The sequence below is a fragment of the Nonomuraea sp. NPDC050404 genome (assembly GCF_040655495.1).
Lineage (GTDB): Bacteria > Actinomycetota > Actinomycetes > Streptosporangiales > Streptosporangiaceae > Nonomuraea.
In genome coordinates, this window is record NZ_JBFAKB010000023.1 from 37707 (window position 1) to 60526 (window position 22820).

Below are 22820 nucleotides of genomic sequence, written 5' to 3' on the forward strand. Positions count from 1 at the left end.
CGGGCCTGTGCAGGGGTTGAACCGCGTGCCACCGTCATGCCATGAGAGCTGTGGTGGTCCTCACCGTGCTGGCGTCCCTCATCGCCGCCCCCGCGTCCGCCTCCCCCGCCGCCCCGGCGCTGGCGTCCCTCATCGCCGCCCCCGCGTCCGCCTCCCCCGCCGCCCCGGCGCTGGCGTCCCTCATCGCCGCCCCCGCGTCCGCCTCCCCCGCCGCCCCGGCGCTGGAGGTCCTCTCCAGCCGCCCCGACCAGGTCTCCGGAGGCGACGCCCTGGTCAGGGTCCGCCACCCCAAAGGCAGCACCGCCAGGCTCAGGGTGCTGCGCAACGGTGAGGACGTGACGGCGGCTTTCAAGCAGACCAAGGACGGCCTCACGGGCCTGGTGACGGGCCTGGCGGACGGGGACAACACGATCACCGCCACGGCGGGGCCGTACCGGGAGAGCCTGAGGGTGCGCAACCACCCGATCCAGGGGCCGATCTTCTCGGGCGAGCGCCAGTATCCGTTCCTGTGCAAGACCGAGCGCAGCGGTCTCGGCCCGCCGGTCGCGGACAATCAGGACGGTCAGGGCATGCGCGTCAGCGGCGGCTGGAGCAGGGACTGCTTCGCCCCGACGATCACCGACCGCCTCTACCGCTCCACGGACGGCACGTTCAAGCCCATGCCGGCCGAGCGCCCCGCCGACCTGGCCACCACCACGCTACTGGACGGCCGTACGGTCGACTTCGTGGTACGCAGGGAGCGCGGCGTGATCAACCGTTTCCTGTACTCGATCGCCATGCTGGAGAACGGCTGGAACGGCAGGGCGATGTACCGCTTCGACGGCGGCGTGGCGATCGGCCACGACCAGGGCACGCTGGGCGGCAGCGCCCTGGACCCGTACGGCCTGGGCACGGGCTACGCGATCCTGCACTCCTCGGGCACCCGCACCTCCACCCACTACAACCTGATCCTGGGCGGCGAGACGGCCCTGATGGTCAAGGAACGCTTCATCGAACGGCACGGCCTGCCGCTGTACACGGTGGGCGTGGGCGGCTCGGGCGGCGGCATCCAGCAGTACATCTACGGCCAGAACCACCGGAACAGGGTGATCGACGCCGCCATCCCGCAGTACTCCTATCCGGACATGGTCACCCAGACCATCCACGTGGGCGACTGTGAGCTGCTCGAACGCTACATGGATCACAATCCGCGCTGGGCGAAGTGGGACGACCGCACGGCGCTGATCGGCATGAACGCCAGTGACACGGTCGCCAACCCCTACACCGGCCGTCCCGGCTCCGACGAGTGCGTCAACGGCTGGCGCGGCCTGACCCCGCTGACCATGAACCCGCTGTGGACCGACGACAACGATCCCGAGTGGGCGCTGATGGATCCGCCCGGCGTCAAGGACACCGTCCAGTGGACCCACTGGGACGACCTGCGCAACGTCTATGGCGTGGACGACCGGGGATACGCCCGTTCGACCTGGGACAACGTGGGCGTCCAGTACGGGCTCAAGGCGCTCACGGACGGCGTGATCACACCGGAGGAGTTCCTCGACGTCAACGCCGGGGTGGGCTCGTGGAAGGAGGCGGCCGACATGGTGCGGGAGGGCTGCCCGTACGTGCCGTCCGCCTGCCCGGCCGACCTCGACCCGTGGAGCGCGCGCAACGCGAACCTGAGCGGCGACCCGGCCCCGAGGCGTACGGGCGATCCGGTCGCGATCGGGAACGTGTGGCGCAGCGGCCTGGTGTTCCGCGGCGACATCGACCTGCCGATCATCGACTGGCGGCACTATCTGGAGGACCGGCTGGACATGCACAACGCCCACCAGTCGTTCGCCTCCAGGCGGCGCATGCTGGACCATGACGGCCGGGCGGGCAACCAGGTCATCTGGTTCACCGACGCGCGTCCTGACGGGCCGATGTTCGACCAGACGCCCGAGGCGCTGCGGGTCATGGATGAATGGATGGCGAATATCAGGAAATATCCGGCGCGGGGGGTCGTGGCCAACCGGCCGCCCCAGGCCGTGGACCGCTGCTTCGCCACCGACGGCACCGAACTCGCGGCCGGCCCGCGCGTCTGGGACGGCGTCCTCGACCGCCGCTCCCCCGGCGCCTGCACCCAGCGCTTCCCGCTCTATTCGACCTCCCGCATCGTGGCGGGCGGCCCGATCGAGGGCGGCGTCTTCAAGTGCCGCCTGCAGCCGGTCGAGCGGGCGATCACGAAGGGCCTGTACGGCTCCTGGCGGCCGACCCAGGCCCAGCAGACCCGCCTGAAGCAGATCTTCCCGACGGGAGTGTGCGACTACTGACTCGTAGACGGCACGGGCAGTTCCCGCATCGTCCGCATGGGCGAGGCGAACAACCACAGGAACGCCAGGCAAGCCCCGCAGGCCGCCACCAGCACCGTGTCCCTGATCCCGACCACCTCGCCCAGCACCCCGCCGACCAGCCCGCCCAGCGGCAGCGTCCCCCACACCAGGAACCGCATGGTGGCGTTCATCCGCCCGAGCAGCGGCTCGGGCGTGGCGGCCTGGCGGAAGCTGACCTGGGTGACGTTGTAGACGACGGTGCCGACCCCGGTGCAGAACTCGAACACGACGAACAGCCCGAGCCGCCAGTCGGCCTGCACCCACGGCACCAGGAACATCAGCGGCGCGGGCACCGCGATGGCCAGCCACATGGTCGGCCCCTGGCCGATCCGGCGGGCCAGCCGCCCGGTGACCGCGACGCCGGTGACCCCGCCGAGCCCGCCCGCCGCCATGAGCAGGCCGATCGTGCCCGCGCCCAGGCCCAGCTCCCGGGCCAGCAGCAGCAGGATCTGCGGTTGCGCGATCGCGAGGAACAGGTTCGAGGTGGCGGTGCAGCCGGCGATGCGCCGCAGCAGCGGGTGCCCGAACACGAACCTGACGCCCTCGCCGATCTCATGAGCCAGGTTGGCGCGGCCGGAGGCGGGCCGCCGCTCCTCGCGCTTGCGGATCCGCGCCAGGCACAGCGCCGACCAGGCGTATCCGGCCACGGTGACGACGAGCGCGAACGGCGCGGTGAGCAACTGGATCAGGTATCCGCCGGCGGAGGGCCCGCCGAGGTGCGCCACCGTACGCACGGCCTCCAGCGCGGAGTTCCCCTCAAGCAGCCGCTCACGCCCGACGAGGTGCGGCAGGTAGCTCTGGTACGCGGCGTCGAAGAACACCGTGAACACCCCGAGCACCAGCGCCACGGCGTACAGCTGGTAGATCGTCAGCACTTCGAGCCACCAGGCCATCGGCACGGAGGCCAGCGCCACGGCGCGCGCCCAGTCGGCGGCCACCATCACCGGGCGCTTGCGCAACCGGTCGACGATCGCCCCGGCGGGCAGCCCGATCACCGCGAACGCCAGCGTCTGGCAGGCGGCCAGCAGCCCCACCTCGAAAGGCGAGGCGTGCAGCGCCGACACCGCGACGAGCGGCAGGGCCAGCATGAGGAGCTGGGTGCCCACCTGACTGGCGGTGTCGGCCAGGAACAGCCCGCGGAAGTCGTGCTCGCGTAAGAGACTCACGCAAAGCAGCATTCCGGACCGATTGGGAAAAATCAACCGGTTATAGGGTGGTCTGCCATGGGCATCAACCGCCGCCCCGCCACCGAGGCCGAGGCCCGCGCGCTGGCCTCGTCCGTACGCCTGCGCATCCTGCGCCTCTGCCTGGACCAGGCGCTCACCAACAAGGAGATCGCCGACCGGCTGGGCGCGAACCCGGCCACGACCCTGCACCACGTGCGCAAACTGGTCGAGACGGCCTTCCTGACGGCCGAGCCGAGCCGTCCCGGCCCGCGCGGCTCCACCGAGATCCCCTACCGGGCCACCGGCAAGTCCTGGGAGATGGACGTCAGCGAGAGCGGCGTGAGCGGCTCGAACGCCGCCATCCTCGATGCCTTCCTGGAGGAGGTCAGGCTCGTGGACATCGAGGAGAGCAGCTTCACCAGGCTCGGCCTCCGGCTCACCGCCGAAGGCCACGCCGAGTTGCAGCGGCGGCTGCAGGAGGTGTTCGACGAATACCGCGACCGGCAGCCGCCGCCGGGTGGAGAGGCGTACTCACTGTTCGTCGCCCTGCACCGCGACGTCACCCGGGACGGACACCCGTGATCAGTCCAGGTGCACCTCGACCTTGAGCGAGTCACCGTATTCCAGCACGAACTCCTCGACGTTGCCCGCCGCGCACAGGTCGTCCGCGGCCTGCCGTACCAGCTCGACGTCCGGCGCCCACACGGTCAGCCGCGAGACCTCGGCCCGCATCGACAGCTTGGCCTCTGACTTGGCCTTGCGCACCTGCCCGAGCACCTCCGAGGCGACGGCCAGCACCGCCGGGTCGCCCGTGCCCCGCTCCACGGCGGGCCAGGAGGCGCGGTGCACGGAGCCCTCACGCCACCACGACCACACCTCCTCGGTCACGAACGGCAGGAACGGCGCGAACAGCCGCAGCAGCGCCTCCAGCGCCTGCCGCAGGGCGGCGTGCGCGGAGGCGGAAGCGGCGCCGGACTCGTAGGCGCGGGCCTTGACCAGCTCCACGTAGTCATCGCAGAACGCCCAGAAGAACCGCTCCACGGCCTCGATGGCGCGCGTGTGGTCGTAGGACTCGAACGCCTCCGTGGTCTCCCGTACGGCCTCCGCCAGCGCCGCCAGCATGGCGGCGTCGAGCGGTTCGGTAACACCCGAAGCAGAGTCGGAGGAGAGCCCGAGCACGAACTTCGACGCGTTCAGGATCTTGATGGCCAGCCGCCGCCCGATCTTGAGCTGCCCGGGGTCGAAGGCGGTGTCCACGCCGTAGCGCCCGTTGGCCGCCCAGTAGCGCACCGAGTCGGAGCCGTGCTGCTCCAGCAGGTCGATCGGGGTGACCACGTTGCCCTTGGACTTGGACATCTTCTTGCGGTCGGGGTCGAGGATCCACCCCGAGATCGCCACGTCGCTCCACGGCAGCCCGCCGAACTCGTAGTGCGACCTGACCACGGTCGAGAACAGCCAGGTGCGGATGATCTCGTGCGCCTGCGGCCGCAGGTCGGCGGGGAAGACGCGCCGGAACAGGTCGTCGTCGGTGCCCCACCGCCCGGCGATCTGCGGCGTCAGCGACGAGGTGGCCCAGGTGTCCATGACGTCGGGGTCGGCCATGAACCCGCCGGCCACGCCGCGCTGCTCCTCGGTGTAGCCGGGCGGCACGTCGGAGGACGGGTCCACCGGCAGCATGTCCTCGGTGGGCAGGATCGGCGCGTCGTGGACGGGCTGCCCGGACTCGTCGATCGGATACCACACCGGGAACGGCACACCGAAGAAGCGCTGCCGCGAGATCAGCCAGTCGCTGGTCAGCCCCTCGACCCAGTTGTCGTAACGCACCCGCATGTGCGGCGGGTGCCAGGCCAGCTCGCGCCCGCGCTCCAGCAGCCGCCGGCGCAGCTCCTCGTCGCGCCCGCCGTTGCGGATGTACCACTGGCGGGTGGTGACGATCTCAAGCGGCTTGTCGCCCTTCTCGTAGAACTTCACCGTGCGCCGCACGGGCCGCGGCTCACCCTCCAGGTCGCCGGACTCGCGCAGCAGCTCCACGATGCGCTCGCGGGCGCTGTGCACGGTCTTGCCGGCCAGCTCCTTGTACGGCTCCGCCTCCACCCCCTGCGGCGGATCGGGCAGCAGCCGCCCGTCCCAGCCGATGACCGGCCGGGTCGGCAGGTGCAGCTCCCGCCACCAGGTGACGTCGGTGATGTCGCCGAAGGTGCAGATCATCGCGATGCCGGTGCCCTTGTCGGGCTCGGCCAGGCGGTGGGCCAGCACCGGCACCTCGACGCCGAACAACGGCGTCAGCACCGAGGTGCCGAACAGGTCCTGGTAGCGCTCGTCGTCGGGGTGCGCGACCAGCGCCACGCAGGCGGGGATCAGCTCGGGCCTGGTCGTCTCGATGAAGACCGGCCCCTTCTCGCCGTAGAAGGAGATCTTGTGGAAGGCGCCGGGCCACTCCCGGTCCTCCAGCTCGGCCTGGGCCACGGCGGTGCGGAAGCTGACGTCCCACAGGGTCGGGGCCTCGGCGAGGTAGGCCTCGCCACGCAGCAGGTTGCGCAGGAAGGCGCGCTGCGACACCGCCCGCGACTCGTCGCTGATCGTGGTGTAGAGCAGCGACCAGTCCACCGACAGACCGACCCGCCGCCACACCTCCTCGAACGCCTGCTCGTCGATGGCGGTCAGCTTGTGGCACAGCTCCACGAAGTTGCGCCGGGAGATGGACACATCGCGCTTGCCGGGCTTGTCAGGGGGCACGAAGTCAGGGTCGTAGGGCAGCGAAGGATCGCAGCGCACGCCGTAGACGTTCTGCACCCGGCGCTCGGTGGGCAGGCCGTTGTCGTCCCACCCGATGGGGTAGAACACCGCCTTGCCGATCATCCGCTGGTAGCGGGCCATGATGTCGGTGTGGGTGAAGGAGAAGACATGACCGACGTGCAGCGAACCCGACACGGTCGGGGGCGGCGTGTCGATGGCGTAGACCTGCTCGCGCGGCTTGGACCGGTCGAAGCGGTAGGTGCCCTCGTCCTCCCAGCGAGCTACCCATACCTGCTCCAAGCCGTCGAGAGTCGGCTTATCCGGCATGGATGCATGGCGTAGTCGCTGTTGAGTCATGCCTCCTTATGGTACGGCTTCGCCGGCCCGGCAAACGGTAGAGACTAGTGTTCGTTATGAAGGGGAAGGGAGATCGACATGGCGGAGGACAAGCCCGATATCGCCTGGCGTGTCGTCGGCGGTCTGGTGGGCCTGGTGACCGCGTGGGCGGCGCGCAAGATCCTGGGTTTCGCCTGGAAGAAGGCGACAGGCAAGGAGCCGCCCATGGACACCGACTCGCCCGAGGTGAGCATGGGCGAGGCGATCGGCTACGCCGTCGTCATGGGCGTGGGCATGTCGGTGGCCCAGATCGTGGTCAACCGGACCGCCAAGAAGCGCTACGACGCGTGGAAGGCTCTGAAGCAGGTGACTCCAGGGCAGTGAGAAACTCACTCGCCCAACGGTCCACGTCGTAGGTGGCGACCCGGCGGCGCATCGTGCGCATCCGCCGGGCCAGCTCGTGCGGCGTGGCCCGCATGGCGGCCAGCATCTGGCGCTTGACGTCCTCCACGTCGTACGGATTGACCAGGTAGGCCTGCCGCAACTCGTCGGCGGCCCCGGTGAACTCGCTGAGCACCAGCGCGCCGTGCAGGTCGTGGTGACAGGAGACGTACTCCTTGGCGACCAGGTTCATGCCGTCGCGCAGCGGCGTGACGACCATGACGTCGGCGGCCAGGTAGAGCGCGGCCAGCTCCTCCTGGTCGTAGGACTGGTGGAAGTACCACACGGGCTGGTAGCCGAGCTGGGCGTGGGTGCCGTTGATCCGGCCCACCTGCAGCTCGATGTCGTCGCGCAGCCTGCGGTACTCGTCCACCCGCTCCCTGCTGGGCGTGGCGATCTGCACGAACACGGCCTCGCCGGGCTGCAGCCGCCCGTCGTTGAGCAGTTCGCCGAAGCCTTCGAGGCGCTGCCCGATGCCCTTGGTGTAGTCGAGCCGGTCCACGCCGAGCAGCACGTGCTCGGGGTCGCCCAGCTCCGCCCTGATCTCCTTGGCCCGCGCGACGATGTGCGGCTCGCGTACCAGTGAGTCGAGGTGGGCGAAGTCCACCGAGATCGGGAACGCCTGTGTCCTGACGATCCGGTCGTCGAGGTAGATCTCATTCCCCTTGTACGGCAGCCCGAGCAGCCTGCGGCACAACCGGCGGAAGTTCGAGGCGCCGCCGGGCAGCTGGAAGCCCACCAGGTCGGCCCCGAGCAGTCCTTCGACCAGTTCCTTGCGCCACGGCAGCCGCCAGAACAGCTCCGTGGGCGGGAACGGGATGTGCAGGAAGAAGCCGATCCGCAGGTCGGGCCGGAGCTTGCGGAGCATGGCGGGCACGAGCTGGAGCTGGTAGTCCTGCACCCACACGACCGCGCCCTCGTCGGCCGCCTCCGCGGCGGCCTCGGCGAAGCGCTGGTTGACGACCTTGTAGGCCTCCCACATCTCCCTGTCGAACACCGGCGTGGCCACCACGTCGTGGAAGAGCGGCCACAGGGTGGCGTTGGAGAAGCCCTCGTAGTAGAGCTCGACCTCGCGGGCCGACAGCGGGACCGAGATGAGGTGCATCCCGTCCTGCTCGAACGGCTCAAGCGTCTCGTCCGGAGCCCCGTGCCAGCCGGCCCAGGCGCCGTGGCGGCGCTGCATCACCGGCGCGATGGCGGTGACGAGGCCCCCTGGACTCCTGCGCCACGAGGCCGTTCCGTCAGGCCCGATCGTCCGGTCCACCGGCAGCCGGTTCGCGACGATCAGAAACGAGCTACGGCCACTCACGCAGTCCTCCTATGGGGTCATGTCGGGAAAGCCGCAGAGCGCACGGCTAACAGCGGCCACCACCGACTCCGGCCCCGCATGGGGGATGATCGCGGCGATGTGGGAATCGGGCCTGATGAGCCATGCCTCATCCGGCCCGGCGCCGAGCCTCTCAGCGAGCGAGCCAGTTCCATCCATCTCCGCGAGCCCGCGTACGGCGAGCGGCGCCGTAGTGACCTTGCCCAAGACCTGCGCAAACAAACGCGAATCGCACATATCGCCCAGCAGTACGAGGAATCCGTCCCGCGCGAACTCCCGCAATCTGCCCCCCGGCAGCAGCACGTCGGGCAGGATCACGCCGGGCGCGGGCGGGCACAGCGCCCCCTTCGGCGGCCGGCCGGAGAACGGGCGCGACGGCTCGGGCGTGGTGAGCGGCGAGTCCACGTACCAGAACGGCTCGGCGAAGCGCCCCGAGTCCACCTCGGCCACCCGCCCGCCCTCCAGCACGGCCCGCCTGTTCATCCGCTCCTCCACGCTCCTGGGCGCGAGGAAGCGCATGGTGGCGGCGGTGACCTCCAGGTTCTCCAGGGCCGCCGCGTGCCGCTCCACGTGGTAGGACTCCAGCAGGTCGGGCCCCGCCCAGCCGTTGAGCACGAAGGCCAGCTTCCAGGCCGCGTTCTCGGCGTCGGGCACGCCCGAGTTGAGCCCGCGCGCCCCGAAAGGGGCCACCAGATGGGCGCAGTCGCCCGCCAGCAGGACCCGGCCCACGCGCATGCGGGAGGCGATGCGCGAGTGGAAGCGGTAGGTGCTGTGCCACAGCAGCTCGTACGGCCGGTCCCCGATGATCTGCCGGATCTTGCGCGCGATGTCCACGCCGGTCGGGATGAAGTCCGGCGCGATCTGCCAGTCCACCCGGTAGGCGCCCCCGGGACACGGATGGATGAGCACCTGACGGCCAGGGTTCCAGACCGGGTCGAAGTAGAAGCGCCGCTCGTCCTCCCATCCGGGCAGGTCGGCCCTGATGTCGCAGATCAGGAACTGGTCGTCGAACGTCTCTCCGGAGAACGACACGCCCAGCGAGCTCCGTACCTCCTGGGCCCTGGCGCCCGCGCACACCAGCACGTACGGCGCCCGGAACCGCCGCTGGCCGCAGCGCACGCTCACCCCGGAGTCGTCCTGGGACAGGCCGGTGACCTCGTGGTCCCAGCGCACCTCGATGAGCGGCTGGGCCGCGATCACCTCGTCGAGTATCTGCTCGGTGCGGGCCTGGGAGATGTTCACGCACGGCGGCAGCGGCCCCTCGCGCTCGAACGTCCAGGAGATCAGCTCGCGGTCGCGGTAGTAGGTGCGCGCGGTCGTCCAGGCCAGGCCCTCCTCGGCCACCTTGCCCGCGCCCGCGGCGGCCCAGATGTCGAGCACGTCGCGCTGCTGGCAGATGGACCTCGACCCGCCGGTCCCCCGGCACGGCCGCTGGTCCAGCACCAGCACCTGGACGCCCCAGCGGGCCAGCAGCAGCGCGGCGCTCTGCCCCACGGGGCCCGCCCCGATCACGATCACCTGCGGCTCGTTCATCCTTGCAGCTCGTCCCACACCTGGCGGTCGCGCTCGGCGGTCCAGATCTTCGGCCGTTCGACGCCGTGCAGTTCGTCCCAGAGCCTGGAGACGTTGAACGGCATGCAGTGCTCGAAGATCGGCCAGCGGCCGAACCGCGGTTCGAGTGCCCGGTGCGCGCGCTCGAACGCCTCCTTCAGCGTTCCCGAGGCCCCGACCTCGCGCAGCATCACCTCAAGGAAGTCGCGCGTCTGCCCGATGGCCGCCGCCACGCCCTCCTTGCCCACGGCCACCGCGCCCCTGCCGCCGACCAGCGTCCCGGCCCCGAACGAGGCCACCGCGTCGAGCGTCGAGGAGGCCCAGTCGCGGTGGAAGGCGTCGCCGGTGTAGAGGGCGGCCTGCGACTCGACCAGGTCGCCGGCGAACAGGATCCGCCGCTCAGGCAGCCAGGCCACCAGGTCGCCCTCGGTGTGGCCGCGCCCGCAGTGTTGCAGGACGAGGTCGCCGCGCCCGCCGCCCAGGTCGATGGTGAAGCGGTCGCTGAAGGTGGCCGTCGGCCAGGTCAGGCCGGGGATCGAGGCGGGGTCCTGGAACAGGCGGGGCATTCTGGCGTACTCGCTGGCCCAGTCCTGCTCGCCGCGCTCGGCGATCAGGTCGCGGGTCTTCTCGTGCGTCACGATCACCTCCGCGCCGAACGCCGAGGCCCCCAGCACCCTGACCGCGTGGTAGTGCGACAGCACCAGGTACCTGATCGGCTTGCCGGTGTGCTCGCGCAGCCTGGCCAGCCACGCGCGGGCGGCCACCGGCGTGGCCAGCGCCTCGAAACAGACGAGGAAGTCCTCGCCCTCGATCGCGCCCACGTTCGGGTCGCCCTCGGCGGTGAGCGCGTACACACCTGGCGCGAGCACCTCCAGGGACTGCTTCTTCTCGCCGAGATCGGCCGATGAGGCGAACGGTTTGGCCATCGCTGCTCCTCTGCTCAAGCGTCGAAGTCGACGCGCACCCGCGGCGTCACGGGGCGGCTCTGACAGGCCAGGACATACCCCGCCGCCAGCTCTTCTCGCTCCAGCGCGTAGTTCTGCTCCATGCCCACCTCACCCGAGACCAGCCGCACCCGGCAGGTGCCGCAGACGCCGCCGCGGCAGGCGTACGGGGCGTCGGGGCGGGCCCGCAGGGCGGCGGCCAGCACACTCTCGCCACCCCTCATCCTCGCCTCGGTGGTGCGGCCGTCAAGCGTGAACGTCAGCGCCGTGCCCTCCGACGAGGTGTCCGCACGCGCCTGAGCGGGCGGCTCACCGGCGTAGAACAGCTCGTAGTGGACGCGCCCCCGGCCGACCTCGCCCAGCGCCTGCCTGGCCGACTCCACCAGGCCGATCGGGCCGCACAGGTAGTAGTGGTCGGCCGGTCCGAGGATCGGCAGCAGCCTGGCCAGGTCGATCCGGCCCGAGGCGATCGGCGCCTCCTGCGGCTCCCTGCTCAGGACGTGCAGCAGGTTGAGCCGGGGGCCGTAGCGGTCCTTGAGGTCGGCCAGCTCCTCGGCGAACATCACCTCGCGCGCGGTCCTGTTGCCATAGACGAGGGAGAACCTGCTGCGCGGCTCGGCGGCCAGCGTGGTGGCCAGGATCGACAGGACCGGCGTGATGCCGCTGCCGGCGGCCACGGCCAGGTGGTGGCGCGCCAGGCCGGGGCGGAGCGGGGTGTGGAAGCGGCCGAGCGGCGGCAGGGCCTCGATCACGTCTCCGGGCTGCAGCTCGGCGTTGGCGTACTCGCTGAACGCGCCGCCCGGCAGCCGCTTGACGCCGATCCTGAGCGGGCCGCCCGCCGGTGAGCAGATCGAGTAGCTGCGCCGCACCTCCTCTCCGGATGGCCGGGCCCGCACGGTCAGGTGCTGGCCCTGCACGAACGGCAGGCGCTCGGCGAACGTCACGGCCACGGCGTCGTCGGTCAGCCGGTCCACGGCTGCCACGGTCAGCGGATGGAAGCGGCTCAAAGTTCCTTCAGGTGTTCGAACGGTTCGAGGCAGTCGGAGCAGGCGTAGTGGGCCTTGCAGGCGGTGGAGCCGTACCTGCTGACCAGGCGGGTGCCGGGCGAGCCGCACTGCGGGCAGCGCACGCCCAGCGTCACGGGTACGGCGGCGGCCCTGCCCGGCGGCGAGATGCCGTGCTCGCGCAGTTTGCCGCGCCCCTCCTCGGTGATCCAGTCGGTGGTCCAGGGGGGTGACAGCACGGTCGTGACGACGGCGCCGGGCAGGGCGCGGCGCAGGTCGTCGCGGATGGCGTCCATGGCGGGGCAGCCGGAGTACGTCGGCGTGATCACCACCTCGATCCCGCCGCCGGGCGCGTGCCGCACCTCCCGCAGGATGCCGAGGTCGCCCAGCGTCACCATGGGCAGCTCCGGATCCGGCACGGCCGCCGCCACGGCCCTGGCCTCCTCCAGGGTCACCATCTGGCCCCCAGGTGCTCGCGGTGCAGGCACTGCAGTTCGTCCAGCAGTCCGGTCAGGTGCTCGGTGTGCTCACCCCTGCGCCCGCCGTCCCGCTGCGGCACGCCGTGCGGTGCTTGCAACCCCGCCTGCCGCAGCACCTGTCCGACCCGTTCTTCGGTCTCCGGCCGCACGGCGAAGATCTCCCCTGTGTACGGCCACAGCGCCGCCAGGGCCGCGACCATGCGCCGCCCGCTCTCCTGCGTGCCCCGCCCCAGCCGGACCGCCCACAGGCCCGCGTAGTCGCGGTGGTAGGCCAGCTCCTTGATCCCCTTGGCGGCCACGTCGTCGTCCGGGTGATCGGCGTACAGGGCGTGCAGGAAGGTCGAGTACAGCAGGTGCCTGACGACGGTGTGCGCGAAGTCGGCGTCCGGCTGCTCGACCAGCAGGCAGTTGCGGTATTCGGCCGGGCCGCGCCGGTAGGCCAGCTCGTCCTCGTCGCCGACCCTGGACAGCAGCGCGCGGGCCTGGCCGAGCAGGTCGAGGCTGAGGTTGGCCAGCGCGATGTCCTCCTCCAGGGTCGGCGCCCTGGTGACCTGCGCGGCCAGCCGCTGCGACAACACCAGGCAGTCGTCGCCGATCTCCAGTGCGTCGATCACAGGTGCTTCACCCCTTCCGGCAGCTCGTAGAAGGTGGGATGCCGGTACGGCTTGTCGCCCGCCGGGTCGAAGAAGGCGTCCTTCTCGTCCGGCGAGGAGGCGGTGATCCGCGCGGCGGGCACGACCCAGATGCTCACGCCCTCCTGGCGGCGGGTGAACAGGTCGCGGGCGTGGCGCAGGGCCAGCTCGGCGTCGGGGGCGTGCAGGCTGCCGGCGTGCACGTGGGACAGGCCGCGCCTGGGCCTGACGAACACTTCCCACAAAATCATGACTTTTCGCCCTCCTCCCGGGCTGCGTAGGCGGCGGCCGCCTCCCGTACCCAGGCGCCCTCCTCGTGAGCTCTGCGGCGGTGGGCCAGCCGCTCGGCGTTGCAGGGCCCGTCGCCCGCCAGCACCCGCCGGAACTCCGACCAGTCGATCTCGCCGTGGTCGTAGTGGCCGCGTCCGGCGTTCCAGCGCAGCTCGGGGTCGGGCAGGGTGAGGCCGAGCACCTCCGACTGGGGCACCACCATGTCGATGAAGCGCTGGCGCAGGTCGTCGTTGGAGTGCCGCTTGATCTTCCAGGCCATCGACCTGGCCGAGTGGGTGGACTCCTCGTCCGGCGGGCCGAACATCATCAGCGACGGCCAATACCACCGGTCCACCGCCTCCTGGGCCATCCTCCGCTGGGCCCCGGTGCCGTGGGCGAGGGTGTGCAGCAGCTCGAAGCCCTGCCGCTGGTGGAAGCTCTCCTCCTTGCAGATGCGGACCATGGCGCGCGCGTACGGGCCGTAGGAGCAGCGGCACAGCGGCACCTGGTTGACGATGGCCGCGCCGTCCACGAGCCAGCCGATCGCGCCTACGTCCGCCCAGGTGGGCGTGGGGTAGTTGAAGATCGAGGAGTAGCGCTGGCGGCCCTCGTGCAGGGCGTCGAGCAGGTCGCCGCGGTCGGCGCCGAGCGTCTCGGCGGCGCCGTACAGGTAGAGGCCGTGTCCCGCCTCGTCCTGCACCTTGGCCAGCAGGATGGCCTTGCGCTTGAGGCTGGGCGCCCGCGCGATCCAGACCCCCTCCGGCTGCATCCCGATGATCTCGGAGTGCGCGTGCTGGGCGATCTGCCTGATCAGGGTCTTGCGGTAGGCGTCGGGCATGTCGTCGCGCGGCTCGACCCGCTCGTCCGCCTCGATCAGCGCCTCGAATGTCACCACTCGTAGAACCCCTTCCCGCTCTTGCGGCCCAACTCCCCGGCCGCGACCTTGTCGCGCAGCAGCCGGGGCGGCTCGAACCGGGGTCCGAGCCTGGTGTGCAGGTATTCGGCGATGGCCAGCCGCACGTCGAGCCCGACCAGGTCGCTCAGCTTCAGCGGCCCCATCGGGTGGCCGTAGCCGAGCGCCATGGCCGTGTCGATGTCCTCGGCGGCGGCCACGCCCTCCTCCACCATGCGTACGGCCTCCAGCCCGAGCAGCACGCCCAGCCGGCTCGTGGCGAACCCGGGCGAGTCGTTGACAACCACGCTCGTCTTGCCGATGCCCGCCACGACCGCCCTGGCCCGCTCCAGCACCGCCGCGGGCGTGGCCTTGGTTACCACGATCTCGACCAGGCGCTGAACCGGAACCGGGTTGAAGAAGTGCAGCCCGATGAGGCGCTCCGGGCGCTCCAGGGCGGCGGCCAGCTCGCCGATGGACAACGAACTGGTGTTGGTGGCCAGCAGCGCGTCCCGCGACACCCTCGCCTCGGCCCCGGCCAGCACGCGGACCTTCAGCGCCGCGTCCTCCGGCACCGCCTCGACCACCAGCTCGGCGTCGCCGGGCACCTCCGCCATGGTCAGCCTGGCCAGCGCCGCGTCCTTGTCCGCGACGCCCTTGGACTCGGCGATGGCCAGCCCCTCGGCGATGCGCCACCTGGCGGCCTCGGCCTGGGGCTCCTGCACGGTCACGCGATCGCCCCTGGCCAGGAACACCTGCGCGATCCCGGCGCCCATGCGCCCGCCGCCGATGACCGCCACCCTCACAACTGCCTCCCCAAGCTCATGTGCCTTTCTAAGCTCATGCCGGACGCCTGGACTGCACCACGTGGAAGCGGCCCGCCACATAGCCGGGATCGGTCAGCGAGGCCGTGGCGGCCGGGTTGGCGCCGGTGCCGTGGTAGTCGCTGAACGCGGCCGACTGATTGACGAAGATCCCTCCGGTCAGGTTGCACGACAGGTTGACGCCCGCGTCGAGCGCGGCCCGTTCGGCCTGGTCGAGCACCTCGGGGAAGGTCGAGTACGCGGCGGCGGTCAGCGCGCCCCGCGCCTGGATGGTGCGCCGCAGCACGTCGAGGCTGTCGGCGGTGGAGCCCGTGGGAATGACGAACGCGATCGGGCCGAAGTGCTCGTGCCCGTAGACGTCGTCGCGCTCGGGGGCGACCTTGACGATCACCGGCGTGCGGGTGACGGCGTCGGGGAAGGCCGGATGCTTCAGCGTCCGCGACTCCAGCACCACCTCACCCAGCGAGCCGGCCGACTCCACCCGGGCCAGCACGTCGGGGTTGACGATGGCCCCGGTCAGCTCGACCGCGCGGGCGTCGTCGCCGAGCAGCTTGCCGACCGCGGCGGCCAGCCCCGCGGCGAACTCGTCGAAACTCTTGTGCCCCTCGTCGGTGTCGATGCCGCCGGCCGGAACGAGCAGATTCTGCGGCGCGGTGCACATCTGGCCGCTGTAGAGCGACAACGAGAACGCCAGGTTGCCGAGCATGCCGCGCCAGGAGTCGGTGGAGTCGACCACGATCGTGTTGACCCCGGCCTTCTCCGTGTGCACGAGCGCCTGGCGGGCATTGGCCTCCAGCCAGTCGCCGAACTCGGTGGAGCCGGTGAAGTCGATGACGCGGATGTCGGGGTGGGTGGCCAGCGTCTTGGCCAGCCCCCTGCCCTCCTCAACGGCCAGCGACACCAGCGCCGGGTCGAAACCGGCCTCCGACAACACCTCGCGGGCGATCTGCACGGTGATCGCCAGCGGCAGCACGGCCTGCGGATGCGGCTTGACGATCACCGGGTTGCCGGTGACCAGCGAGGCGAACAGCCCCGGGTAGGCGTTCCAGGTCGGGAACGTGTTGCAGCCGATCACCAGCGCGACGCCCCTGGGCACAACGGTGAAGCGCTTGTCCATGACCAGCGGGTCACCCTTGGCGGGCTTCTCCCAGCGGGCCGTGGCGGCCGAGGAGGTCATGGCGGTCAGGCCGTAGGCGATGGCCTCCAGCGCGCGGTCCTGCGCGTGCGGCCCACCGGCCTGGAAGGCCATGACGAACGCCTGCCCGGTCGTGTGCTGCACCGCGTTGGCGATCTCGAAGCTACGCTGGTTGATCCGGTGCACGATCTCGGCGCAGGCCAGCGCGCGCGACTCCGGCCCCGCGTCCCGCCACGCCGGAATGGCCGCCTTCGCGGCCGCGATCAGGTCTTCGACCATGGGCTGCGGGTAGCTGACCCCCAGGTCGATCCCGTACGGCGAGCGCTCGGCCCCGATCCACGACCCGGTGCCCTGCTGGTCGAGGGGGAACGGTTTGCCGAGATAGGACTCGAACGCCTCCTTGCCCCGTTCCGCCGCCCCCTCGCCATAGACGCGCGGGCTCGGTGACTCGGGGTAGGCGCTCCAGTAGCCGCGCTCGGCGATGGCTTGTCGCGCTTTGGCCAGAGTGTCGCGGTGCTGCTCGAACATGTGGTTCACCCTCTTGACAGGGAAGTCCAGACGATGATTTGTTTACCGAACATTCGGTCAGTTGACAAGGGAGACTTGCGTTGGAGAGCGCGCGTCGCATGATGGACGCCGACACCGCCTCCGCCGCCCTCGGCATCGAGCTGACGGAGCTGGGCGAAGGCCGCGCGCTGTGCCGTATGACCGTGACCGAACAGATGATCAACGGCCACGACCTGTGTCACGGTGGATACGTGTTCCTGCTGGCCGACACGGCGTTCGCGTGCGCGTGCAACACCCATGGACCCGTCACGGTGGCGGCCGGCGCGGAGGTGACATTCGTGTCGCCCGCCAGTAAGGGTGACGTGCTGGTGGCCGAGGCGTTCGAGCGCACCCGCTACGGCCGCAGCGGCATCTGTGATGTCACCGTGCGACGGTCGGACGGTCAGGTGGTCGCGGAGTTCCGCGGCCGAAGCCGGGAGTTAAGGTGAAATTCGGAGATCCCCCCGCATCGCACGCGCTCGACGCGATCGAGCGCGTGTCCCGTGACGAGCTCATGGCGCTCCAGCTTGAACGCCTGCAGCGGACCCTTGCCCACGCGTACCAAAACGTCCCGATTTATCGGGAAAAATTCGATCAGGTGGGAGTGCATCCGGGCGACTGCAAGGAGCTCGGCGACCTGGCGAAGTTCCCCTTCACCACCAAGCAGGACCTGCGCGAGTCCTACCCCTTCGGCATGTTCGCGGTGCCGCGCGAGCAGGTGGCCAGGATCCACGCCTCCAGCGGCACCACGGGCCGCCCGACCGTGGTGGGTTACACGAAGAACGACATCGACGTGTGGGCCGAGGTCATGGCCCGTTCGATCCGCGCCTCGGGGGGCCGCCCCGGCGATCTCGTGCACGTGATCTACGGGTACGGGCTGTTCACCGGCGGCCTGGGCGCCCACTACGGGGCCGAGCGGCTGGGCTGCACCGTGGTGCCCATCTCGGGCGGCATGACGCCGCGGCAGGTGCGGCTCATCGAGGACTTCCGGCCTGACATCGTCATGGTGACGCCGTCGTACATGCTGGCCTTGCTGGACGAGTTCGCCGCCCAGGGGCTGGATCCGCGCGCGTCGTCCGTGCGGATCGGGATCTTCGGCGCGGAGCCGTGGACCGAGAAGATGCGCGTGGAGATCGAGGAGCGCTTCGACCTGCACGCCGTGGACATCTACGGTCTGTCGGAGGTGATGGGGCCCGGCGTGGCCAACGAGTGTGTCGAGACCAAGGACGGGCTGCACATCTGGGAGGACCACTTCTACCCCGAGACCGTCGACCCGTTCACCGGCGAGCCGGCGGATGAGGGCGAACTCGTCTTCACCAGTCTCACCAAGGAGGCCATGCCGGTCATCCGTTACCGCACGCGCGACCTGACCCGGCTGCTGCCGGGCACCGCCAGGCCCGCCTTCCGCCGCATGGAGAAGGTGACGGGCCGCACGGACGACATGATCATCCTGCGGGGCGTGAACGTGTTCCCGACCCAGATCGAGGAGCTCGTGCTGGCCATCGACGGCCTGTCGCCGCACTTCCAGCTGCACCTGACCCGCCCGGACCGGCTCGACGTGATGACCGTCAAGGTCGAGGCGCGGCCCGGGTTCGACGCCGGGCGTACGGATGCCGGTCAGATTCTGCGCAGGGCGGTCAAGGACGGGGTCGGCGTGAGCGTCGAGGTCGAGGTCGTGGATCCGGAGACGCTGGAGCGGTCGGTGGGCAAGCTCAAACGAGTCATCGACAAGCGGGATAATTAGGGATATGGCCACCTCGAATCCCACCCGTCAGCGCAGGCGCGGGCACGATCCCGAGTCCGTGCTCTCCATCGCCGTGGGCGTGTTCAACGAGCGCGGCTACGACGGGACGAGCATGGAGGACCTGGCCAGGGCGCTCGGCGTCACCAAGTCGGCCATCTACTACCACGTGCCGGGCAAGGAGCAGCTCCTCGGCCGGGCGCTGGACCGGGCGCTGGACGGGCTGTTCGAGATGGTGGCCGACGAGCGGGCCGCCAGGGGGGTGGCCATCGACCGCCTGGAATGGGTGCTGCGGCAGAGCGTGCGCATCCTGGTCGACCGCCTGCCGTACGTGACGCTGTTGCTGCGGGTGCGCGGCAACAGCGCGACCGAGCAGGCGGCGCTGGAGCGGCGCAGGGAGTTCGACCGGTTCGTCAGCAGCCTGGTCAAGGAGGCGGCGGTGGATGGCAGCATCCGGGCGGACGTGGACCCGGCGCTGGTGACGCGGCTGCTGTTCGGCACGGTGAACTCGATCACCGAGTGGTACCAGCCGGCGCGCGGCGCCTCGGCCGACGACCTGGCGGACGCGCTACTCAAGATCACCTTCAACGGCCTGCGCGCGGACGCGGCCTGAGGCTCCTCAGAGGTCCACGTTCCACGTTCCTGCCGCTTGAGGCTGCTCAGGGGTCCGGTTCGTCGCGTGTCTGGCGCTTGAGGTTGCTCAGGGGTCCAGTTCGTCGCGTGTCTGGCGCTTGAGGTTGCTCAGGGGTCCAGTTCGTCGCGTGTCTGCCGCTCGGCGACGGCACGCTGCGGCCCGGGGTCCAGCGGGCGCTTGACGCGCAGGTCGTTGCGGACGGCCTCGCCCAGCTTCTTGGTGGCCATGCGGTTGAGCGCCCCACCGGCGACGGCGCCGGTCAGGAACGGCCCGAACGTGGTCAGGTGGCGGCCGAGGGTACGCATGAGACGGTTGCGCAGGGCCGTCTTGGTGGCCGCGCCGAGCGCCAGGGAGACGGACGCGGGCGCGAGCGGGTCGATGCCGCGTTGTTTGGCCCAGGCCGCGGTGAAGGCGACCGCGCGCTGGGTGCCGGAGCCCTGGACGCGTACGCCATAGACCTCGTGCAGTTCGGCCAGCAGCTTGACCTCGATGGCGGCGACGACGATGGTCTCGGCGACGAGTTGTGCGGGGGCGGAGAGCAGGAGGGGTGGCGCGGCGAACTCCGCCGCGGCAAGTGCTCCGCCGATGGCGCCGACCGTCATCGTGGCCTTCTGGGCGGTGCGCACCAGGTCGTCGGCGAGCTCTTCGCCGGTCAGGCCATGATGATGCTCGGCAAGGGTGTGCAGATCCCGGATCGGGATGCGCGGCGCGATGTTGAGGAAGACGTCGGCCAGCCAGCGTCCCCGGCCGGCGCCGGTTTCGCGTGCCCGCTTCGCCCCGGCGGACAACGCCCGGGCTAGTCGGCCGAGCAGCCTGCGCCGCTCGGCCGGCTCCAGCTCATCGGAATCGGTGAGCCTGCCTACGAGTTCGCCGACCTCACGTTCGGGGTCGGCGATCTCACTGCCTGGTTGCTGGTCTTTCTCAGGTTCGGCCACGCGTTTGCCTCCGTGTCTCTTGGTCGCGACCGCTCAGGGTTCGTCACTCGCCCTCGACCCCTGAGCTCCTTCGCTCCAGAAGTCAGGCGGCGCACTCCCGGCAGACCTGCTGACCGTTCTTCTCGGAGGCCAGCTGGCTGCGGTGGTGCACCAGGAAGCAGCGCGCGCAGGTGAACTCGTCGGCCTGACGAGGAATCACCCGCAGGGACAGCTCTTCGTTCGACAGGTCCGCACCGGGCAGTTCGAGCGACTCGGCCAGATCGGTCTCATCGATGTCGATGCTGCCAGACGACTTGTCGGTGCGCCGCGCCTGGAGTTCCTGGAGACTGTCCTCCCCCAGGTCGTCATCTGTCTTGCGCGGGCTGTCGTAGTCGGTAGCCATTGTGCTTACTCCATCCCCCTCATCTATATGTCTTCGCGCTCATCGCGCGTCTTCTAACGTCCGGGAGGCTCATCTTGTGCCCGTTCCGTCGGGGAGATTTCCCATCGGTACCCCGGGGAAACGGACAACGAACCTCCCAACACGTCAGGGCCTGCTGCCGATGGCAATGGTTAGCCAAATATGGCGAAACCCACAGCCTTGGCGTCATGCACCACCGTGTTCGACGGCACATCCAACCACATGTACGGCGTGAATGAGACGCCCCCCGTGCGTCAACACGCGCAGCAACACGCGGACGAACGCGCCGAACCGCCACTCTCGGTCAGCGCCTGGGAAGCTGAATGGTCACGACAAGCCCTCCACCATCACGTGGCACGGCGGTCACGTTCCCGCCGTGCGCCTGCACCACCGCACGGACGATGGACAGTCCCAGGCCCGATCCCTTGGCCGATTCCACGCGATCCGCATGGAGCCTCCTGAAGGGCTCGAACAGACTGTTCACCTCGTACGCCGGGACGTGCTGCCCCGTGTTGGCCACCTGAACAACCAAGCCACCGTCCGCCATTCCCGTACGGATCCAGACTTTTCCGTTTTCGGGAATGTTGTACTTCACGGCGTTCTCAAGCAGGTTGCTGACCGAGCGCTCCAAGAGCACCGGATCGCCTATGGTAGGCGCGCTGACCAGTTCGGTGGAGACGGTTACCCCGTGTTCGTCGGCGAACGGCGTGACCTGTTCCACGGCCGTCTGAGCGACCTCCATCACATCCACGGGTTTGCGCACGGCGAGCTCGCGTTCGCTCCTGGCGAGCAGCAACAATCCCTCGATGAGCTTCTCGTTGCGCGCGTTGACCTCAAGGAGGGTACGGCCGAGCGCTTTGAGGTCCTCCGACGCCTGAGGATCGGACAGAGCGATCTCCAGGACCGTCCTGTTGATGGTGAGGGGGGTGCGTAGTTCGTGGGAGGCGTTGGCGACGAACCTGCGCTGGGTGTCGAAGGCTACGTTGAGGCGGGTGAGCATGGCGTCGAAGGTGTCGGCCAGCTCTTTAAGCTCGTCATTGGGGCCTTCCAGGGCGATGCGCTGGTGGGCGAGCGTGCTCTCCGAGAGCTTGCGCGCCGTCACGGTCATCTGGGCCACGGGCTTGAGCGCTCTGTCGGCCACGAAGTAGCCGATGATCAGTGAAAGGATCCCCACTCCGACCAGTGCCATCAGAGAGCTGGTGAGCAGGGCATCCCTGGCGTCCTGCACCGCCGCCTTCTGGAAAGTGCCCATGATCTCCTGGAACTGGGCATCGTAGGCGGGCGGAAAGTTGGTCTCAATGCGCGGCCAGGCCTGGTTGATGGCGTTGCCAACGATGGCGTAGACCGAGAACAGCAACACGGCCGCCGCCGCGAACACCAGCGCGCCGTAGGTGAGCGTCAGGCGCCACCTGATGCTGACTTTGGCCGGTAGGTCCTTCACACGATCCATAGTGGATCGCGGAACCGGTCTGTGCCCCGGCGGGGGCGGGCCGTCCCATACCGGCCGCCCCGCAGGCGGGGACGCTTCCTGCACGCGCGTCGCCTTCCTGGCCGAATGCGGGCTGATCATCGGATGCGTCGGGCCCGCTTCGCGTTCTGGCCTTTCGGTCACAATTTGTACCCAACCCCGGGCACAGTCTCGATCACCTGAGGCTCGCCCAGCTTCTTACGCAGCGTCATCATGGTCACGCGGACCACGTTCGTGAAGGGATCGATGTTCTCGTCCCAGGCCTTGTCCAGCAGGTCCTCCTGGCTGACCACGGCCCCTTCCGCCCGCATCAGCTCCTCAAGGACCGCGAACTCCTTCTTGGTCAGCACGATCTCCTTGCCGTCGCGCTCCACCAGCCGCTTGCCCGGGTCGAGCCGGATCCCGGCCCGGTCCAGCACGGGCGGCAGGGCGGGGGCGGAGCGGCGGCCGAGCGCGCGGACCCGGGCGACCAGTTCGATGAACACGAACGGCTTGGCCAGGTAGTCGTCGGCCCCCAGGCCCAGCCCCTCCACCTTGTCGTCCACGTCGCCCGAGGCGGTCAGCATGAGGATCCGCGAGGCCGTGCGCTGCTCCACCAGGCGGCGGCACACCTCGTCCCCGTGCACGACCGGCAGGTCGCGGTCCAGCACGATCACGTCGTAGTCGATGTAGGAGGTCCGTTCGAGTGCGCCCCCGCCGTCGTAGGCGACGTCGACCGCCATGGCCTCGCGGCGCAGCCCGGTCGCGATCGCGTCGGCGAGCACCCTCTCATCCTCTACAACCAGCACTCGCACGCCGGTACACCTCTCTCCGATTCTGGGCACTCATTCTGCCCACAGGCTCGATAAGCGCACGGTAAGGCATGTTCAGGCGTTGGTGACCGAACGGTGAGGGTGACCGGCGAGAAATTCATGTTTCGGAGGGCGACAGGCCGGGGTATGCCTGCGGGACACCCCTTGCCCGGACTTCGTCCGGCAATGGGGAAACTTCGCCCCTTGCACGGAT

The 22820-nt window shown here is 69.9% G+C and carries 22 protein-coding genes; 6 read left to right on the plus strand and 16 right to left on the minus strand.

What is annotated here, in order from left to right; genetic code table 11:
* The first annotated feature begins 41 nt into the window (after window positions 1-41).
* Complete coding sequence (locus AB0I81_RS45575; protein WP_360671583.1) at window positions 42-2294, plus strand: DUF6351 family protein; 2253 nt, start codon at window positions 42-44, stop codon at window positions 2292-2294.
* On the opposite strand, the gene AB0I81_RS45580 is transcribed toward AB0I81_RS45575, so the two are convergent.
* Window positions 2288-3520 carry an MFS transporter gene (locus AB0I81_RS45580; RefSeq protein WP_360671585.1) on the minus strand — a complete coding sequence of 411 codons (1233 nt, stop codon included), beginning with the start codon at window positions 3518-3520 and terminating at the stop codon, window positions 2288-2290. The two genes, AB0I81_RS45575 and AB0I81_RS45580, sit on opposite strands and share 7 nt — an antisense overlap.
* Before the next feature lie 57 nt (window positions 3521-3577).
* On the opposite strand from AB0I81_RS45580, the gene AB0I81_RS45585 reads away from it, so the two are divergent.
* Window positions 3578-4102 (plus strand): helix-turn-helix domain-containing protein, encoded by a 525-nt coding sequence (locus AB0I81_RS45585; RefSeq protein ID WP_360671588.1) that lies wholly within the window; start codon window positions 3578-3580, stop codon window positions 4100-4102.
* Here the strand turns inward: AB0I81_RS45585 and valS are convergent, their stop codons facing one another.
* Window positions 4103-6583, minus strand: a complete 2481-nt coding sequence (valS, locus tag AB0I81_RS45590; RefSeq protein ID WP_360671591.1) for a valine--tRNA ligase — start codon at window positions 6581-6583, stop codon at window positions 4103-4105.
* A 108-nt stretch (window positions 6584-6691) separates the two neighbouring features.
* Between valS and AB0I81_RS45595 the strand changes: the two genes are divergently transcribed.
* A complete protein-coding gene (locus AB0I81_RS45595; RefSeq protein WP_360671594.1) occupies window positions 6692-6976 on the plus strand; it encodes a DUF4235 domain-containing protein in 285 nt (94 codons plus the stop codon).
* Here the strand turns inward: AB0I81_RS45595 and AB0I81_RS45600 are convergent.
* From AB0I81_RS45600 to paaN, 10 genes are read right to left on the minus strand one after another with little or no spacing between them, the layout of a single operon-like run.
* Window positions 6909-8342, minus strand: coding sequence for a trehalose-6-phosphate synthase (locus AB0I81_RS45600; protein WP_360671597.1), 1434 nt, complete (start codon window positions 8340-8342; stop codon window positions 6909-6911). The genes AB0I81_RS45595 and AB0I81_RS45600 overlap by 68 nt on opposite strands.
* A gap of 9 nt (window positions 8343-8351) precedes the next feature.
* Window positions 8352-9893, minus strand: a complete 1542-nt coding sequence (locus tag AB0I81_RS45605; RefSeq protein ID WP_360671599.1) for an FAD-dependent monooxygenase — start codon at window positions 9891-9893, stop codon at window positions 8352-8354.
* Entirely contained in the window at window positions 9890-10837 is a 948-nt protein-coding gene (locus AB0I81_RS45610) for an MBL fold metallo-hydrolase (RefSeq protein WP_360671602.1), read from the minus strand. The genes AB0I81_RS45605 and AB0I81_RS45610 overlap by 4 nt, the downstream gene beginning before the upstream one ends.
* A 14-nt stretch (window positions 10838-10851) precedes the next feature.
* Window positions 10852-11862 (minus strand): 2Fe-2S iron-sulfur cluster-binding protein, encoded by a 1011-nt coding sequence (locus AB0I81_RS45615; protein WP_360671605.1) that lies wholly within the window; start codon window positions 11860-11862, stop codon window positions 10852-10854.
* On the minus strand, window positions 11859-12317 hold the full coding sequence (gene paaD / locus AB0I81_RS45620) for a 1,2-phenylacetyl-CoA epoxidase subunit PaaD (RefSeq protein ID WP_360671608.1): 459 nt from the start codon (window positions 12315-12317) through the stop codon (window positions 11859-11861). Before paaD ends, AB0I81_RS45615 begins: the two co-directional genes overlap by 4 nt.
* Complete coding sequence (paaC, locus tag AB0I81_RS45625) at window positions 12311-12952, minus strand: 1,2-phenylacetyl-CoA epoxidase subunit PaaC (protein WP_360671611.1); 642 nt, start codon at window positions 12950-12952, stop codon at window positions 12311-12313. The genes paaD and paaC overlap by 7 nt, the downstream gene beginning before the upstream one ends.
* Window positions 12949-13221: a 1,2-phenylacetyl-CoA epoxidase subunit PaaB gene (paaB, locus tag AB0I81_RS45630; RefSeq protein ID WP_360671614.1), complete on the minus strand. Its 273-nt coding sequence runs from the start codon at window positions 13219-13221 to the stop codon at window positions 12949-12951. The genes paaC and paaB overlap by 4 nt, the downstream gene beginning before the upstream one ends.
* Complete coding sequence (gene paaA, locus AB0I81_RS45635; RefSeq protein WP_360671617.1) at window positions 13218-14135, minus strand: 1,2-phenylacetyl-CoA epoxidase subunit PaaA; 918 nt, start codon at window positions 14133-14135, stop codon at window positions 13218-13220. Before paaA ends, paaB begins: the two co-directional genes overlap by 4 nt.
* Complete coding sequence (locus tag AB0I81_RS45640; RefSeq protein WP_360671620.1) at window positions 14129-14938, minus strand: 3-hydroxyacyl-CoA dehydrogenase family protein; 810 nt, start codon at window positions 14936-14938, stop codon at window positions 14129-14131. The genes paaA and AB0I81_RS45640 overlap by 7 nt, the downstream gene beginning before the upstream one ends.
* 34 nt (window positions 14939-14972) lie before the next feature.
* A complete protein-coding gene (paaN, locus tag AB0I81_RS45645) occupies window positions 14973-16619 on the minus strand; it encodes a phenylacetic acid degradation protein PaaN (RefSeq protein ID WP_360671623.1) in 1647 nt (548 codons plus the stop codon).
* A 98-nt stretch (window positions 16620-16717) separates the two neighbouring features.
* On the opposite strand from paaN, the gene paaI reads away from it, so the two are divergent.
* Genes paaI through AB0I81_RS45660 form a run of 3 tightly spaced genes read left to right on the plus strand, consistent with a single transcriptional unit; the run spans window position 16718 to window position 18991 of the window.
* The gene (paaI, locus tag AB0I81_RS45650) at window positions 16718-17086 is read left to right on the plus strand and encodes a hydroxyphenylacetyl-CoA thioesterase PaaI (protein ID WP_360672016.1); all 369 of its coding nucleotides are present in this window, start codon (window positions 16718-16720) and stop codon (window positions 17084-17086) included.
* Window positions 17083-18381, plus strand: coding sequence for a phenylacetate--CoA ligase PaaK (paaK, locus tag AB0I81_RS45655; RefSeq protein ID WP_360671626.1), 1299 nt, complete (start codon window positions 17083-17085; stop codon window positions 18379-18381). The genes paaI and paaK overlap by 4 nt, the downstream gene beginning before the upstream one ends.
* A 4-nt stretch (window positions 18382-18385) precedes the next feature.
* Window positions 18386-18991 carry a TetR/AcrR family transcriptional regulator gene (locus tag AB0I81_RS45660; RefSeq protein WP_360671629.1) on the plus strand — a complete coding sequence of 202 codons (606 nt, stop codon included), beginning with the start codon at window positions 18386-18388 and terminating at the stop codon, window positions 18989-18991.
* A 128-nt stretch (window positions 18992-19119) separates the two neighbouring features.
* Here the strand turns inward: AB0I81_RS45660 and AB0I81_RS45665 are convergent, their stop codons facing one another.
* The 4 genes from AB0I81_RS45665 to AB0I81_RS45680 form a co-directional block, all read right to left on the minus strand.
* The gene (locus AB0I81_RS45665; protein ID WP_360671632.1) at window positions 19120-19947 is read right to left on the minus strand and encodes a hypothetical protein; all 828 of its coding nucleotides are present in this window, start codon (window positions 19945-19947) and stop codon (window positions 19120-19122) included.
* A gap of 82 nt (window positions 19948-20029) precedes the next feature.
* On the minus strand, window positions 20030-20329 hold the full coding sequence (locus tag AB0I81_RS45670; RefSeq protein WP_049570503.1) for a DUF4193 domain-containing protein: 300 nt from the start codon (window positions 20327-20329) through the stop codon (window positions 20030-20032).
* A 322-nt stretch (window positions 20330-20651) separates the two neighbouring features.
* The gene (locus AB0I81_RS45675; RefSeq protein WP_360671636.1) at window positions 20652-21797 is read right to left on the minus strand and encodes a HAMP domain-containing sensor histidine kinase; all 1146 of its coding nucleotides are present in this window, start codon (window positions 21795-21797) and stop codon (window positions 20652-20654) included.
* A 158-nt stretch (window positions 21798-21955) separates the two neighbouring features.
* The gene (locus AB0I81_RS45680) at window positions 21956-22609 is read right to left on the minus strand and encodes a response regulator transcription factor (RefSeq protein ID WP_360671639.1); all 654 of its coding nucleotides are present in this window, start codon (window positions 22607-22609) and stop codon (window positions 21956-21958) included.
* Between the last annotated feature and the right edge of the window lie 211 nt (window positions 22610-22820).